Source organism: Metabacillus sediminilitoris (genome assembly GCF_009720625.1).
GTDB classification, from domain to species: domain Bacteria; phylum Bacillota; class Bacilli; order Bacillales; family Bacillaceae; genus Metabacillus; species Metabacillus sediminilitoris.
In genome coordinates, this window is the sequence record NZ_CP046266.1 from 2544697 (window position 1) to 2561309 (window position 16613).

The window sequence follows — 16613 nt, forward strand, 5'->3', positions numbered from 1 at the left end:
TCTATAATGGTTCAAACTACTATTATGTGACTTTATCTTGTTAAGATTGCATGATACGGTTCCTTTATCAAGCAACCATAGAGTTGCTTATGCTTGACAAGCAACCGTAGAGTTGCTTATACTCGAAATATGAATTGGGACAAAGACGCTATATTCAAAGCACTTGGCGACTCGACTCGACGGCTAATATTAGACGAACTTTTCGAACGCAACGAGCAGACGTTGTATGAACTTACGGTACGTCTTATTTCGAAGCACAACCTTTCCATTACGCGACAGGCGATAGCTAAACATCTTTCTGTACTGGAAAGTGCAGGTCTCGTAAAATCAAAAAGAAAGGGAAAATACCGAGTAGTTATATTTAACAACGAACCACTTAAAAATTTGCTAAAAGGTTGGATCGAGTAATTTTATTAAAAACTTCTGACGAATATAGGGGTTTTTCTGCTTGGAGCCTAAATTGTTTACAGAGCACCAACGTGGTAAATATCAAAGGAGGCAAAACATTATGAAAATCATTGTTACCAGTCTATTCGTACAAGACCAAGACAAGGCACTGGAATTTTATTCAGAAAAGCTGGGATTTGTAAAAAAGCATGACGTTCCCATGGGGAAATTCAGGTGGATTACGCTTGTTTCTCCTGATGATCAGGACGGTACCGAGCTTTTACTCGAACCGAATGAACATCCTGCCGCAAAGGAGTATCAAAAGAAGATATCTGCCGAGGGCATCCCAGCAACAATGTTTGGCGTTGCGGATATTCATAAAGAGTACGAACGATTAATGGAAAAAGGCGTGAAGTTTACTATGGAACCGACAAAAATGGGCGAAGTCACAATAGCTGTCTTCGACGATACATGCGGCAACCTTATTCAGATAATCCAGAAGTAACTTCATGACGAAGTATCCTAGTTCTAATGACTTTATTGGTAGTTTTAAGTTCGGTGAAGTGTTTTTTATCAAAAATTAAACCACTTTATGTTATCCCTGTCCTATTTATAAGGCGGGGTTTTACTTTTTTAAGAGTTAAAGATAAATGGCATTGTTATCATTCTCCAATAGAAATGTATCATTGTGTATGAATACACTTAAACTAACGAGGCATTTAGTCGAATCAGTTTTGATAAAAAGGTAAGCTAACCGCAATTGATTTCCCTTTTCCTATGAACAAAACTCAAAACTCCTTATTAGCCCTAAAATATCCCCTGTATGTAACACTTCGTTACAAATTTGATACATTTACCTTCCGCAATTACTAATAACTGTTTTTTCAATTTTTATTACCTTCAAAAAAGTTTATGATATATTATCAAATGAACTTATTAAATCAGTTTAATAAGTTCGTTTGAAAAACACAAAGAGGATATGATTGGGGGAAATCATAATGATTAAATTAGTGCTAACTGATATGGATGGTACGTTCTTGAATAATAGTGGTGATTTTAACAGGGAACTATACAAGGAAGTTAAAAAGTTAATGAAAGAAAAAGGAGTGTTTTTTGCTCCTGTTACTGGGAAACAATGTGAACGTGTAGAAGAGCTATTTGGTGGTGATTCAGAAGATCTATGGATTCTAGGTGATAGTGCAACTCGAATTAAGCATAACGGAGAATTTGTTTATGAATCTCTACTTAGTAACAAATTAGGATTAGAAATTATCCGATCACTAGAAGAAATAAACTTGGAACATACAATTATTGCTTGTACAAGAAACGGTGCGGTAATAAAAGAAAATATCCCTCAAGAAGAAGTAGCTATTGTCAGAAGGTCCTATGCTCAAGTAAGACAAGTTTCTAATTTTAATGAAATTACAGAGGATTTTGTTAAGATTACCATTCACGACCCATTATTTAGATGTATGGAAATCAGAGAAAAACTATCTCAATTTTTTGAGTCTGCTTATATTGTAGCTTCCGAAGCAGCTTGGATTGACATTGCAAATGCTAATGTTCATAAAGGTACTACCGTTGAACATTTACAGCGTTTGTTGAATGTTACACCTGAAGAAACGATGGCATTCGGTGACGGCTACAATGATTTGGAACTCATGACTCGTGCAAAATATAGCTTCGCTGTGCGAAATGCCGTTCAAGAATTAAAGGATGCTGCCAATTTTATTACTCGCTCAAATGAAGAAGATGCTGTTATGATGACAATCATTGATATATTATCTTTACTGTAAAAAGAAATGCGGGAGAAACCCCGTTTTCTAAAAATGGGTTATAGCGTCATGCTATGGCTCTGGTTATTTAAACCCACAAAGAGAACTAAACCAATTTGCTAAATAAGACTAATTCGTTTTAGCCGCCTTAAAAAATAAAATTTTGATCACTTAAAGTTCGTTGCAATTTTGATTGTTAGAAAAAAATTAATATGTTATATTAAAATGCAACTTATTAAACGTATTTAATAAGTTGCATTTTAACACGCTTTTTAAAGATATTTAATAAGTTTTTTGGTGGTGAATCGGATGAGTGAATTAATATCTAATCCAAAAAATATAAAGAAGGTGATACTTCGGGGTATTCGTACAACCCTTTTAGAGCGGAAAAGTGCAACAAAGGTTGAACTCAGCGAACAATTAGGAATTAGTTTCCCCACAATAAGTAAGTTCCTTTCTCAGATGGAGAAGGATGGAGAAATTATTTCAGTTGGGTTAGATGATTCAAGTGGTGGTAGAAGAGCAAAAAGGTATACTTACAATTCCGAGTATATGTTAGGTCTAGCCATTTTTTTAGAGGGAACAGGAACTAATTATACGATTTTTAATTGCTTGGGGGAAGTAAAGGTAGAAGGAGAAGCACCGAGTGTATTAAAAGAGGGTGGCTTAGACTCATTAACAAAGTGTATTGAAAACCTAATGATGAATTATCCAAAAATCAGTTCTTTAGCAATTGGTGTTCCTGGAGCTGTTGATGGTGGCCGGATTTTTTATATACCAGGGTACGCGCAGTTTCAAAATTTTGATTTAAAAGGATATTATGAGGATTATTTTTCTATACCTGTAGTCGTTGAGAACGATATGAATGCTGCTGTTCTAGGGTACAGCAATAATAGGGCAATAGACAAGGAATCCCTTATCTATTTGTATACTGGTCAAAATGGCCCTGGGGCAGGAATTATGATAAATGGAGATGTGGTTCGAGGAAGTACTTTCTTCTCAGGTGAGGTTTCATTCGTTCCTCAATATGATAATCGAAATTTCGGTCAAGCTTTGGTAAACGGGAGTGGACATATCAAAGAGGATAATGAGATTGATGCAATAAGCAGATTAATAGCTTCTTTTGTAGCTATTATTAACCCTCATACATTTATATTTAGTAATGATGATATTGAAAAAGAGGTATTAAACAAAATTACCAATGGCAGCGCAAAGTATATCCCGTCAGAACATCTTCCAGAGCTTACGATGAGTGATTGGAAACAAGATTATTTATACGGATTACAAAGTCTTGGGCTTGATCTCATGATGAATAAAACTAAGTAAGAAAAACAAATTGGAAAGAAAATAGAATAGAAATTAATTATAGGAGAGGATTAAATATGACAACAATCCTTTTAGTCATCATTTATTTTGCTTTTATCAGCTTAGGTTTACCTGACTCCTTGTTGGGGGCAGCTTGGCCCGTTATGCAATCGGATTTAGGAGCCCCACTTGAGACTGCTGGATTCCTTTTTATGACCATTGCTGGTGGTACAATAATCTCCAGTTTAGTTAGTGGGAAGGTACTTAAACGGTTTGGAACTGGCAAAGTCACCTTTGTCAGCGTCTTAATAACTGCAGGTGCTCTATTAGGATTTCATTTTGCACCATCGATTGTTTGGTTAGTTGTCTGTGCGATCCCACTTGGATTAGGAGCAGGAGCTGTTGATGCAGGATTAAACGATTATGTTGCTACCAACTATAAGGCACATCATATGAGTTGGTTACATTGCTTTTGGGGAGTTGGAGCTACTCTTGGTCCTATCATTATGGCTCAGTTTATTATGGGAGAAAATTCTTGGAGAAGTGGATATTTTGTTATTTCTGGCATCCAGTTTGCATTAGTTTTAATCCTGCTCTTCACTTTGCCTTTATGGAACAGAGTGACAAAAAACAGCAATATTACTGTAAATGAAGAGACCCAAGATTCGAATGGTGTCATGAATGATGAAGATGTAAATGATCTAAAACCTTTACATATTAAAGGAGTAAAACTGGCCCTCGCATCCTTCTTGTTTTATTGTGGCGTTGAAGCGACCATGGGGCTTTGGGGTAGTAGTTTCTTGGTAAATGTCAAAGGGTTAAGTGCGGCAACTGCTGCCGGGTGGGTTTCCTTATATTACGCAGGAATAACTATTGGTCGATTTATTACAGGCTTTATTACCTTTAAAACGACAAACCGTATTCTTATTCGGGCAGGACAAATTATAGCATTAACTGGTGCCATTATTCTATTCCTACCATTACCGTCCACTTTCTCACTTGTTGGTTTTATTATTGTTGGACTAGGATTAGCACCGATATTTCCGTGTATGTTGCATGAAACACCAACACGTTTTGGAAAAAAACATTCTCAGACAATTATGGGCTATCAAATGGCGGTTGCTTATACTGGCACTACATTCATGCCACCGCTCCTTGGTTTCATTGCGTCTCATTCAACAATAGGTATCTTCCCAATTTGTATACTATTTTTTGTTGCAGTGATGCTGCTAAGCTCAGAAAAATTAAATAGCTTACTAAATAAGAAGGTTTTACTTAAGAGTAACAATTCAAGTTCAACTGTAATGTAATGATTTGATTAAAAAAAGTACAAGAGCTTACTAAAGCCTTACAAAAGTAAAAGGAGTATACTAGTATGTTTAAAAATTTGTTTAAAAAAAGTGTAAAAGCTGAGAAAGAAGAAATTTATTCTCCTCTTGATGGGGAGGTTGTTTCATTAGAAAAAGTTCCTGATCCCGTCTTCTCACAAAAAATGATGGGTGAGGGTATTGCAATCATACCAAGGGTTGGAAATCTTGCCTCCCCTGTTAAAGGAGAAATAGTTCAGGTTTTCCCTACGAAACACGCAATTGGGATTAAATCTGTCAACGGGTTAGAACTGTTAATCCATATTGGCATAGATACGGTTGAATTAAACGGAGAAGGTTTTCAGGTTCATGTAAAACAAGGACAATCCGTTAATGTAGGAGATCAACTCGTAAACTTCGACATTCCGTTTCTAAAAAGTAAAAACAAAGAGATTGTAACACCAATTATCATAACAAATACTGCAGAAAGATTAGAAAACATTGTTCAAAATGCTCAGCCAGGAGTATCAAGAGGAGACCTACTTTTTACTTGTAAATTAAAATAGTAATGGTACATGAAGAGTTTTGTGAGAAATTAGTGGCATTCCTTTATCAAGGAATGCTTCTTTTTATTTTAAAAATGGAGCAGCATTTTTGTAGTGAATGAGTTACAAGTTTGTGAAGAAATTTACTTAAACAAAAGGAAGACGTCTTTCGACGATTCTTTTTTTTTTGAGTAAACATAATCGCACAAATGTTTACTTTTCTTAAACTTTCAACTGACTTTCTAGCATTTTACAGAGTCTCATACAATAAACTAATATTAGAAGGGGGAGGACAAGATGTCAATAAATCAGTACACTCAAGGAACACTTGAATATAAACAGAAAGAGAAAGTAATTGAAGCTCAAACAAAAGGTTTTACAGATGTAGAAACCATAAAAGAGGTGAAAGATCTTATTCGTTTTGCCTACACTAGAGAAGGAATTCCACTACGTTACACACAAATAGGTGCAACAATTAGAGTCTTTCCGGCTTAATTAGGTCAATTTTTTTACGCCTATATTGCTCCTTTCCTCGCTAATACAGGTCTACAAAATGATGGAGAGCTAGTCCTACTTGTCTTTGGAGTTGCAGCACTCATTGGTATTTGGGTAATAGGAGCTTTAATTGCAGATTGCTTTGACTAATGGTTCTAGTCAGTCTAAATGTATTTGCTGTAGCATCTCTTTTATTAATAATTAACAGCGAAAATATTTTGGTTGTCTTCTTATCAGTAAGTTTGTGGGGACTATCATTTGGTGGATCAGCAACTCTTCTTCAAACAGCACTTGCTCAAGTATTAGATATTGCTATTCCTATGAGTGCTACATTCTGGAATCTAGCGATTGCAGTAAATGGAATTCTTCTCGATACTTTGGGAGCTCAATCTATCCCATGGATAATCATTAAATTTTTACTACAAACAGCAGTCTACACACGTATAAGTGATTACTTACCTTTAGTTGAATAAGTAAAGATACATTCTATCTGTGGGAGTTTCAAGAGTTGTGTAGAAAAAATATGTTTTTTAAAGAATATTAAAAACCACCTTTTGGTTTAAGCCATTAGGTGGTTTTAATGGGTGAATAGGATTGCTATATCAATACTACTTTATTTAGCTAGTTAGAAATTCGAAGTTATAATCATACTAATAAAGTATCATGGTGAGAAGCTGTCATAATTTTTGAAGTTCTTTTAACTTCTCTGTAAGTGATTTAAACACTTCTTCATTTCTATCATCTAATGCCTTATTAATTTGACTTTTGAGCAATGCAATTTCAACAACTAAATTAGTCGCCTTCGCATCCTTTTCAGATTGTTCATATCGTCTGATTGATTGCAATCTTGATGGTTCGATTAGCTCTGTGTAGAGGAAATTGGATTGTTTTCCAAAGAAATGAAGGATTATGTATGTCTTTTTTGCAGGATTATCCATTAAGGACCAGAAAGCTTCTGAAACTTCTTCTGTCTGATTGTTGTTATCGTAAAACAGAAAGCCGGTTTTATCAGAGTTAATACTTGATATGATAATGGTTCGTTCTTTTAGCTGGATTGTCTCAGTAAAGGAAAGGCTTCTGAGGATATGGTGATTTTTCTGAATATAGTCAATTATTCTTCTTGCCTCTTTATTTTTTAGTTGATGATGATTTAAAAACCATTTGAGAAATTCGCTTTTTTTAGTTGTTGATACCCAACTCATTCTATCACTCCTTATGTATCATGGTCCTATCATACCATTTTCAATTACTTGATGTAACGAATTACATTTCTACTAGGTTAGAGCTTAGTGTTATATTATATCGTTTTTGGAGAAGTTGGATCATATCCATTTATGTTTTTTTAACTCCTACAAGGACTCATAATATGTAGGAGGTTTAAGAGTTTACAAAAAGATGAATACCAATTATAGTTATTGGAGAGTTATAATGTCTTTAATTGAAAACTAAACATTAGCGTCAATCAACAAAGTAGCCCAATTAAAACAAAACATAAAGGAGATAGAGATTGAATGGAATTCTGGGAATCAAGTTTTATAGAAAAACAAACGATGTGGGGATTTGAACCCACAGACTCCGCAATCTTAACAAAGGACTTTTTCCTTGAAAGGAATGTAAAGGATATACTGGTACCAGGTATTGGATATGGCAGAAATGCAAAGGTTTTTATTGACAATGGAATAAATGTTACAGGTATTGAGATTTCAAAAACGGCGATTGATTTGGCGAGACAAAATGGGCTTGATAGTAGTATTTTTCATGGTTCAGTAACTGACATGCCTTTTGATAACAAACTCTATGACGGTATATTTTGCTATGCACTTATTCACTTATTGAATAATCGTGAGAGAGATAAGTTTATTAAAGATTGCTATAATCAGTTAAAGCCAAATGGATATATGATTTTTACAACTGTTTCAAAAAAAGCCCCAATGTTTGGTAAGGGCAAACAATTGGATAAAGACTATTTTGAGATAATGGAAGGCGTAAAAATGTTTTTTTATGATTCTAACTCCATAAAACAAGAATTTGGAAAATATGGACTGATAGAGTTTTCAGAAATTGACGAGCCAAGTAAGAACATGAAAAATAAACCTCCAATAAATTTTATGATTATAAAATGTAAAAAAGAATGATATAGATAATCATACAAAATATGAAAAAGTGAATTGTTAGGAGATAGGATGTGGATATGCTAACGGATACTTGAGGGTAAGATCGGGGTTGCTGCGACAGCCTTTTTTCTTTATCATTCTTTAACTAAAGGTGTAGCTTGGTTCAAGAAAAGAGAAATAAAACCAAAAACGCACCTTCTGAATTATTCTAAACCCATATTTTGGATTATATTTTATCTGCGATAATCGTTTAGGAGCTTATGATGGAATTGTTTACAGGTAAATTAATAATAATAGCTTAATTTTTATTGATCATTACAATGACTGAGACCCTAGCCTATTCAACTAGAATTTCAGGAACGAGAGTGCAGTTAATTGCAACTGTAATATCCTTGTCTAGTACACTAGCCGTAATCTACTCGAACCTCTTTTGGTTATCCTGTTCACCGTTTCCTTGAACCTGACTTTCACCTTTGGCTACATCCAGACCAACGACTGGATTCATTGGTAAATCTCCTCCTCCAACATAAAAATCACCGATACCCCTAATTCCTAGTTGCTGTATCATAGCTTCGCTTGTTATACGAGATCTAAGTCCCAACCAGCCTCAAACACGTTTCTACAAGTAGGGGGAGAACTGTTTAGCTGACGGGATCGAGTCCCACGGGTATTTCGTTCTACCCCGGCTACCGTTATAATAAAACCATATAATTAATGGTCAATCAGAAATATCTGGCTGACCTTATAATACGAACTGATGCTTTTCTTTAATAAGAAGTAAGCCTTTTTTATGTCGCAATTGATGTGAATTCCGAGGGAGTGTAAAAGATGAAAAAGCTAACAGAAGCAAAAATTTATGAGTTTGAATACGATTCAGAAGAAGAAATGAAAGATCACATACAACAGTTAGAATCAATAGGGTTTGAATGTGTCATCTCATTTGATAGCCCTATCCTTTATGCTAAGTTTATTAAAAATTTTTAATTCAGATTAAAAAGAAAAAGTGGTGATTAGTAAAGGGCGCGTTTATCGAACAACGCGTATTTTGGGTTAGGGCCATATTGTTGAAGATCACAGCTGAAGAGATTTTGAGGAAATACACTTAAACTAACAGAGCAGAATAGTTGAATATGATTATAAATACACAATTTTTAAAAAATAAAAATTGTTGTTTTTTACCAGCCGAATAAGTAAGGTTAGGATAGAGATGTATTGAAAGGGGAATTAAGATTCTACATGTGGCAAACTCTGTAATAAAAAATAATAAAAATAAATAGATAACTTTATACCCTTTTAAAGAGTAGTGTGTCTATTTATTTGAGTTATCATCATTCCAGGGATGCTTGGTGTGGAGTTATAAAATATCCATTAACTAGGCAGATCCTATAATGGGGTCTGCTTTTGTTATTATGAGAATCTTCATCTCTATTACCATATCATTTTGTCCCTATCATTTGGGGGTTAAAAAAATGCGACATATTCAAAAAAAAATAGCTCTAATTACAGGAGCAAGCAGTCAAAGAGATATTGGTACAGCTATTTGTCGTAAGTTAGCCTCACAGGGTATAAATATTTTCTTTACTCACTGGAATTCTGATGCTGTGTGGGTAGAAAAATTTCAACAAGAAATTTTACAAATGGGTGTCCGTTGCGAGGCAATGAAAATTGATTTATCAGATGTAAATGCTGCATTTACAATTTTTGAAGAAATGTCGGATAAATTAGGAGATCCTTCAATTCTAATTAATAATGCTGCTCATTCCACAAGTAATGATTATGTATCGTTAGATGCTAAAGCACTTGATGATCATTATGCGGTGAATATGAGGTCAACTTTTCTTCTTTGTGTTGAATTTGCCCGTCGTTTTAAAAAATCTCATTTCGAATCAGGAAGAATCATAAATATGACATCAGGGCAGGATTTAGGTCCTATGCCTGGGGAGTTAGCCTATGCAGCAACGAAAGGAGCTATTTCTGCCTTTACTAGGTCGATATCACAAGAACTTGCATCATTAGGAATCACTGTTAATGCTGTAAACCCAGGTCCAACAGATTCTACATGGATGACGGATGATATAAGAAATTTTCTTTTACCTAAATTTCCAATGGGACGGCTTGGTACACCTGATGATGCGGCACGAATTATTGCTTTTCTTGCAAGTGATGAGGCTGAATGGATAACTGGACAAATTATCCATTCAGAAGGTGGATTTATTCGCGGATAAACTAAAAAAACTATCAAATCACAATATGTACCAATTTATTTCATATATGTATTGCTACAATTTTTTTATTGATTCTTATTCTACGAATTGGCGTTTGAATTGAAGACATGGGTTGCTCCTGCAGCCCTATGCTTTTCCACTCACTGTGCAGGTTTATTAGTAAGAAAAGGTTAACATTACCAATTTATTGTGATACGATCAAACTAATCTTGTTAGAAGAGGTGAGTTTAGGTGAGTAAAGTTGAGCAGAGTACAAAGTTAGATTTAGAACGAATTATTTTTATTGGGAGAACCTATAAAGAGTATTTAGATATGTTCTCGCTTTCAGAAGAGGAATTAGAACGAAAGAAAATCCTCGATTGCCCTGCAGGAGCTTGTTCGTTTACTGCTGTAGGTAACGAATTAGGCTTAGATGTAACAGCCTGTGATATTGCGTATTATTATTCTGGTGAAGACTTAAAAAATAAAGGTCTTCAGGATATTGAACACGCGATGGAGCATATGGAAAAAGCCAAAAGTAATTATAAATGGGATTATTTTACTGATATAGATGGTCTTAGAAAACATCGATTAAGTGCCTTACAAAATTGTGCCAATGATATGAAGAAATCAAGTGAACGGTACATTCCTGTTACTTTACCTTCTTTGCCGTTTGAGAATGCAGAATTTGACATTCTTCTCTCTGCACATTTTCTATTTTTGTATGCAGATAGATTAGATTATCAATTTCACATAGAAACCATAAATGAGTTATTAAGGGTTACGAAAGAAGAAATTCGTATCTTTCCTTTAGTTGATTTAGAAGGAAAGCGATATGAGCACTTAGATAAAATAATAAGTTATCTTGCTGATAATGGTTGTACAGTCGAAGAAATGAAAGTATCATATGAATTTCAGACAAATGCTAACTCGATGTTAAAAATAAAAAAAGGTTTGTAAAGAAAGGGGCAACGTGGAGACGTTGCCCCTTTATTCAACTACTTGACGGGGGCAAGCCCCAGGGACAGGTACGTTCTATGCATGCTACAGTTATAATACGAACGAGAGCGGGTTAGTTTAATAAGAGCTTGAAATCTCATATTAATATAAGGTTTTTTCGGGAAAATAACAGACTAAATGGAAAAAGTTGATTTTAGTTATATTCATAATATGCGTTAAAAGGTATATGAGCTGCTTTCGAGGGGATGAGCCGGGGCTTTAGCTTACTTTATTGAACTCTTCCTAATTTAATTATAGCATGTAAAAAATGGTTAATATAGACTTTTTATTCTCATTTACTACTGCTAAAATCAATAGAACATTAATGGTTAGGGGGAGATGTAGAATGAGTTCTTTGGTTCTCGGTTTTCAAGAGATAGAAAAAACACAGCTTTTGCTTGTTGGCGGAAAAGGGTTAAATTTAGGGGAATTATCAAAAATGGACGGAATACAAGTACCAGAAGGATTTTGTATTACAACAGTAGGGTATCAAAAAGCCATCGAACAAAACGAAACGTATCATGCTTTGTTGGATCGACTAACAATGCTAAAAGTAGAAGATCGAGATCAAATTGGTGAAATCAGCAGGAAGATTCGACAACTCATTATGGAAGTAGAAATTCCTTCCGAGGTTGTAAAAGCAGTTACTCACTATCTCTCCCAGCTTGGTGATGAACATGCTTATGCAGTGCGTTCTAGTGCGACTGCTGAAGATTTACCACATGCATCTTTTGCTGGTCAACAAGACACCTATTTAAATATCATCGGCAAAGTAGCCATCTTGCAGCATATCAGCAAATGTTGGGCTTCCCTATTTACGGATCGCGCAGTAATCTACCGTATGCAAAATGGATTTGACCACAGTCAAGTTTATTTATCCGTTATCGTTCAAAGGATGGTTTTCCCACAGGCTTCAGGGATTTTATTTACCGCTGATCCGATTACTTCTAACCGAAAGCTGCTATCAATCGATGCCAGTTTTGGACTTGGAGAAGCACTTGTCTCTGGCTTGGTATCTGCCGATTGTTATAAAGTACAGGAAGAGGAAATCGTCGATAAGATGATAGCAACCAAAAAATTGGCTATCTATGGACGAAAAGAAGGCGGAACAGAGACGAAGCAGATTGATCCTGATCAACAAAAGAATCAAACACTTACTGAACAACAAATTTTACAACTGGCACACATCGGAAGGCAGATCGAAGCTTACTTTGGTTGCCCACAAGATATCGAATGGTGTTTGGTTGATGATACATTTTATATTGTCCAGAGTCGACCAATTACTACTTTGTATCCCATTCCTGAAGGAAATGATCAGGAGAATCACGTGTATGTATCTGTTGGTCACCAACAAATGATGACCGATCCCATGAAACCACTGGGATTGTCTTTTTTCCTGTTAACGACTAATGCACCCATGCGTAAAGCTGGTGGAAGGTTGTTTGTTGATGTCACACATATGCTGGCTTCACCTGACAGCAGAAAAATGTTATTAGATGGCATGGGACAACACGATCCGCTCATGAAAGACGCACTTATGACCATAATAGAGAGAGGAGATTTCATAAAATCTTTACCAAATGATAAGCAAGAACGGAGTTCCGGAAAAAGCAATAAAAGTGTGTCGTCTACGGATTCTAGGGCACAAATCGAAAACGACCCGACAATCGTTTCTGATTTGATTAAGAATAGTCAAACATCGATAGAAGAGTTAAAACAAAACATCCAAACGAAATTAGGATCGGATTTATTTGATTTTATTCTGGAAGATATCCAGATATTAAAGAAGATTTTATTTGACCCACAAAGTTCAGCTGTGTTTATGGCTGCTATAGATGCTTCATCATGGATCAATGAAAATATGAACGAATGGTTAGGTGAAAAAAACGTAGCAGATATGCTTTCTCAATCTGTACCAAACAATATTACTTCGGAAATGGGTCTGGAGTTATTGGATGTCGCAGATGTGATTCGCCCTTATACTGAAGTAATTGATTATTTACAACACGTAAAAGTTGATAACTTTTTGGATGAACTAGTTAGGTTTGATGGCGGACAGGAAACCAAAGACGCAATATTAGCTTATCTCAGTAAATACGGAATGCGATGTGCTGGAGAAATCGATATTACTAAAACTCGTTGGAGTGAAAAACCAATTACACTTGTCCCCATGATTCTCAATAATATTAAAAACTTTGTGCCTAATGCTAGCCATAGGAAATTTGAGCAAGGGCGGCGTGTTGCTTTGAAAAAAGAACAAGAGTTATTAGATCGATTGAAGCAATTACCAGATGGTGAACAAAAAGCCAAAGAAACAAAACGAATGATTGATCTAATCAGGAATTTCAGCGGGTTTAGGGAATATCCAAAATACGGTATGATTAATCGCTACTTCCTTTATAAGAAGGCTTTACTGAAAGAAGCCGAACAACTCGTACAAGAGGGCGTTATTCATGAAAAAGAAGATATATACTATCTCACTTTTGAAGAACTCCGCGAAGTCGTACACACAAATAAACTAGATTACCAGATCATCAGTAAACGAAAAGACGAGTACAAATTATATGAGAAACTAACTCCACCACGTGTTATCACGTCTGATGGTGAAATCATTGTAGGTAAGTACAAACGAGAAAATCTCCCGGCTGAAGCTATTGTAGGTCTACCTGTTTCTTCTGGAGTTATAGAGGGACGAGCGCGTGTCATCTTAAACATGGAAGATGCTGATCTAGAAGATGGAGATATATTAGTCACCTCCTTTACCGACCCTAGCTGGACACCATTGTTTGTATCCATAAAAGGCCTAGTCACCGAAGTTGGCGGACTGATGACCCATGGAGCAGTTATCGCACGTGAATATGGCTTACCAGCAGTTGTTGGGGTGGAAAATGCTACCAAGCTGATAAGAGACGGGCAACGAATTCGCGTGCATGGAACAGAAGGGTATATCGAAATATTGTAATTGCTGAATACCTTACAGTATGAAAGATGTTATTTTGAAATTCTTATCTTTTGTTATAGAATAATCATTCTTATGTTTTAAGGGTTTTTGTTCAACTAATTGGGGCTTGATTAAAAAAGGAGTAGCTGCGGCCACTCTTTTTTTTAACTAACGTGTCAGTTTAGTGAAAGAAGGATTTTACTGTATCTTGGCGAATTTTTCATTATCCTGTATGAATGGAAGTGTTCGGTATATGCAATTTCAAGAAAAGGATTTCGATGAGAATCTAAAAGAAAAAATTGAAAAAAACGAACTGGCTTTAAAAGACCTTATTAATAAATTGTTAATCCAGAATAAATTTGTTTTTGCAAAAAAAACTTGGGTTTTGATGCGGGCTTCGATAAAGTTGGCGACGACCCTTTCAAACCAGGATACAGTTCTTCCATTTCATTAGGTATTTCGGATAATCAAGGTGAACTTATTGATTTTCATTCGATTAAAATATGGGAATGTGAACGGTCTATCCTAGGTCTACCGATTTCAAAAAACATTCTTGGAAGCAAGATTAAAGGTGCACTACTTGATGAAACATTGGAAGAAGTAAAACAAGAATTAAAGGAATATATTGAGGAAGTATTACAAGATGTAAATTAACGTTCTTCTTCAACTAACGGGTGCTTTCCTTAAATAAGGAATGCTTAATTTTTAATTCATGCACAGATGCAGGATTGTACAAAAAGTATCAAAGGAAAAAGTTCAATAGTTCTGTTTGATTTGAATTTGAATATGATTAAAGATACGTTAATTACATTCTTTCCAGTGATCATATCAAGTGATTAAATAATAGGGGGAAAAATTTATATGGATAATGTATTAAAAGTATCATCAAAATCAAATCCAAATTCAGTTGCAGGTGCAATTGCAGGTGTATTAAGTGAAAGAGGAGTTACAGAAATTCAAGTGATTGGAGCTGGTGCTTTAAATCAAGCGATTAAAGCCATTGCAATTGCAAGAGGATTCGTAGCTCCTAGTGGTGTTAATCTGGTTTTTGTTCCTGCATTTACAGATATTTTAATCAATAATGAAAGTAGAACAGCAATCAAATTAATTGTAGGTTCTAGAAAAAAAAGATAGATTCGCGTTGAGATGTTCAATAAAAGAATTATAAAAAAAAACATTCCCCTGATGCTATATATTAGATGTTTCTGCTAACGGGTGCAAGAGTTGAAGATTAAGCTGCCAATAATGCATAAAGTAACCATAAAAATATAGACATTCTATTAGGTGTATACTTCAATAGGAGTAAAGCCTTTTCTTATTATACTAACCGTGAAGTTTAATTGGAGAGGAACAACTGGTAAAATAACTTGAAATCCATTTTAAAAGGTGTTGTTATTTTTTGGAACAAGTTAGAATGTACAGAATATCTCTGCTATTAATATTGGTTTTTATGGTTACTGGAATATTATTATTTATATTGTCCATTATGGCTTTAAGGGCTGCCCCGATTGTATCAATTTTAATGATTATCTTTTCAACTTTTACGATAGGTTCTTCAATTTATCTTTGGCGAAAAAGAAAGGAAGGCAAAGGACTTTATTGGGATGATGAAGGAATTGTAATCGACTTAAAAGGAAATAAGGTTTATTGGGATGAAATTGAAGACATTCAGTTTTTTAAAAGTAGTACCACCAGTTTTTCAAAGGCTACTGTAATTTACCCTCACTATACAAAACACGAAAAAATAAGAATTCGTCGTAAGAAATTGCTGCCAACACCTGCACATTCAATTGATTGGATTTTAATCGAAAAGCCAAAGGAATTTCATAATAATTTAATGAAAGTTTGGGTAGAAAAAACCAATTTGCAAAAATAAAGTCAAACTTTTATTGCATTCCTTCTTAAAGTAAAGGGTGCCTTCGTTCAATGAATAGTCAGGGAGCGCTGCCATGGCTGCACCGTTTAACAATTAATAATGGGACAGATGCATTGCGCTAGCCGTCTTTCCTTTAAAAAATTAGGCTAGTGGACTTGTCCCTTTGGTACATTGCCACTAACGTACAGGGATAATTTGTCCTCTGATTTCCCCATTAGGATTTTGTTCAGTATGGGCGTTAACATAAGAAAGTTTTTTCCGCATCAATTTGAGAAGGTCACGAATACTTTTTACACCAACCTCATTGTCGACAATATCTTCGTCCGTAATAATTCCGGTTACAATTCCCTGGCGAGTGCTAATCCCATGCTGTTCTTCAAGAGTCATTAGATTAGCTCCAAATAAGAACACTAGAACGGGTCCATTTTCACCACGAGCACCAAAATGAATATGTGCTTGAACAAAATTTTCAATATCATTTACTTCAAGGTGAAATTTTATTTTAGTCTCCTGTTTATTCGTAATAAACTTAGCCGTTCCAAACGCATCCGTCATTACTGGAGGTACTTCGTTTTCCCCTCTTAACCTAGCAATAAATTTCTCCATCATTTTCACCACCTTACGAAAGTTACTCCATTTTATGAAAATTGCAGGAGACAGGTATA

General features: G+C 35.2%; 18 protein-coding genes and 1 pseudogene. 17 read left to right on the forward strand and 2 right to left on the reverse strand.

Annotated features, from left to right (window positions below; translation table 11 throughout):
- Nucleotides 1-129: 129 nt before the first annotated feature.
- The 8 genes from GMB29_RS12100 to GMB29_RS12135 all read left to right on the forward strand — a co-directional run bounded on the left by GMB29_RS12100 (nt 130) and on the right by GMB29_RS12135 (nt 6287).
- Nucleotides 130-408, forward strand: coding sequence for an ArsR/SmtB family transcription factor (locus GMB29_RS12100; protein ID WP_136359037.1), 279 nt, complete (start codon nt 130-132; stop codon nt 406-408).
- Between the two features lie 100 nt (nt 409-508).
- Nucleotides 509-892 (forward strand): VOC family protein, encoded by a 384-nt coding sequence (locus GMB29_RS12105; protein ID WP_136359039.1) that lies wholly within the window; start codon nt 509-511, stop codon nt 890-892.
- A gap of 493 nt (nt 893-1385) precedes the next feature.
- Nucleotides 1386-2183 (forward strand): HAD family hydrolase, encoded by a 798-nt coding sequence (locus GMB29_RS12110; RefSeq protein WP_136359041.1) that lies wholly within the window; start codon nt 1386-1388, stop codon nt 2181-2183.
- Between the two features lie 288 nt (nt 2184-2471).
- On the forward strand, nt 2472-3488 hold the full coding sequence (locus GMB29_RS12115; RefSeq protein ID WP_136359043.1) for an ROK family transcriptional regulator: 1017 nt from the start codon (nt 2472-2474) through the stop codon (nt 3486-3488).
- 56 nt (nt 3489-3544) lie between these two features.
- Nucleotides 3545-4777, forward strand: coding sequence for an MFS transporter (locus GMB29_RS12120; RefSeq protein ID WP_136359045.1), 1233 nt, complete (start codon nt 3545-3547; stop codon nt 4775-4777).
- 65 nt (nt 4778-4842) lie between these two features.
- Nucleotides 4843-5340, forward strand: coding sequence for a PTS sugar transporter subunit IIA (locus tag GMB29_RS12125; RefSeq protein WP_136359047.1), 498 nt, complete (start codon nt 4843-4845; stop codon nt 5338-5340).
- Between the two features lie 276 nt (nt 5341-5616).
- Entirely contained in the window at nt 5617-5814 is a 198-nt protein-coding gene (locus GMB29_RS12130) for a hypothetical protein (protein WP_136359049.1), read from the forward strand.
- A 149-nt stretch (nt 5815-5963) separates the two neighbouring features.
- Nucleotides 5964-6287 (forward strand): hypothetical protein, encoded by a 324-nt coding sequence (locus GMB29_RS12135; RefSeq protein ID WP_136359051.1) that lies wholly within the window; start codon nt 5964-5966, stop codon nt 6285-6287.
- A gap of 204 nt (nt 6288-6491) precedes the next feature.
- On the opposite strand, the gene GMB29_RS12140 is transcribed toward GMB29_RS12135, so the two are convergent.
- Nucleotides 6492-7016, reverse strand: coding sequence for a YpiB family protein (locus GMB29_RS12140; protein WP_136359079.1), 525 nt, complete (start codon nt 7014-7016; stop codon nt 6492-6494).
- Between the two features lie 309 nt (nt 7017-7325).
- On the opposite strand from GMB29_RS12140, the gene GMB29_RS12145 reads away from it, so the two are divergent.
- The 9 genes and pseudogenes from GMB29_RS12145 (at nt 7326) to GMB29_RS27415 (ending at nt 15948) form a co-directional block, all read left to right on the forward strand.
- Entirely contained in the window at nt 7326-7949 is a 624-nt protein-coding gene (locus GMB29_RS12145; protein ID WP_136359053.1) for a class I SAM-dependent methyltransferase, read from the forward strand.
- A gap of 287 nt (nt 7950-8236) precedes the next feature.
- Nucleotides 8237-8332, forward strand: a pseudogene (locus tag GMB29_RS27410) (DUF2837 domain-containing protein); the annotation flags it as partial.
- A 424-nt stretch (nt 8333-8756) separates the two neighbouring features.
- Nucleotides 8757-8912 (forward strand): hypothetical protein, encoded by a 156-nt coding sequence (locus GMB29_RS12155; protein ID WP_155443891.1) that lies wholly within the window; start codon nt 8757-8759, stop codon nt 8910-8912.
- Between the two features lie 485 nt (nt 8913-9397).
- The gene (locus tag GMB29_RS12160; protein WP_136359055.1) at nt 9398-10153 is read left to right on the forward strand and encodes an SDR family oxidoreductase; all 756 of its coding nucleotides are present in this window, start codon (nt 9398-9400) and stop codon (nt 10151-10153) included.
- 231 nt (nt 10154-10384) lie between these two features.
- Nucleotides 10385-11092 (forward strand): SAM-dependent methyltransferase, encoded by a 708-nt coding sequence (locus GMB29_RS12165; RefSeq protein ID WP_136359057.1) that lies wholly within the window; start codon nt 10385-10387, stop codon nt 11090-11092.
- 385 nt (nt 11093-11477) lie between these two features.
- Nucleotides 11478-14093 carry a phosphoenolpyruvate synthase gene (gene ppsA / locus GMB29_RS12170; protein WP_136359059.1) on the forward strand — a complete coding sequence of 872 codons (2616 nt, stop codon included), beginning with the start codon at nt 11478-11480 and terminating at the stop codon, nt 14091-14093.
- 357 nt (nt 14094-14450) lie between these two features.
- On the forward strand, nt 14451-14726 hold the full coding sequence (locus tag GMB29_RS12175; RefSeq protein WP_136359061.1) for a hypothetical protein: 276 nt from the start codon (nt 14451-14453) through the stop codon (nt 14724-14726).
- A gap of 207 nt (nt 14727-14933) precedes the next feature.
- Nucleotides 14934-15206 (forward strand): stage V sporulation protein S, encoded by a 273-nt coding sequence (locus GMB29_RS12180; protein ID WP_136359063.1) that lies wholly within the window; start codon nt 14934-14936, stop codon nt 15204-15206.
- A 265-nt stretch (nt 15207-15471) separates the two neighbouring features.
- A complete protein-coding gene (locus GMB29_RS27415; protein ID WP_227551674.1) occupies nt 15472-15948 on the forward strand; it encodes a hypothetical protein in 477 nt (158 codons plus the stop codon).
- Between the two features lie 177 nt (nt 15949-16125).
- On the opposite strand, the gene GMB29_RS12190 is transcribed toward GMB29_RS27415, so the two are convergent.
- Nucleotides 16126-16554 carry a CHRD domain-containing protein gene (locus GMB29_RS12190; protein WP_319941505.1) on the reverse strand — a complete coding sequence of 143 codons (429 nt, stop codon included), beginning with the start codon at nt 16552-16554 and terminating at the stop codon, nt 16126-16128.
- Nucleotides 16555-16613: the final 59 nt, after the last annotated feature.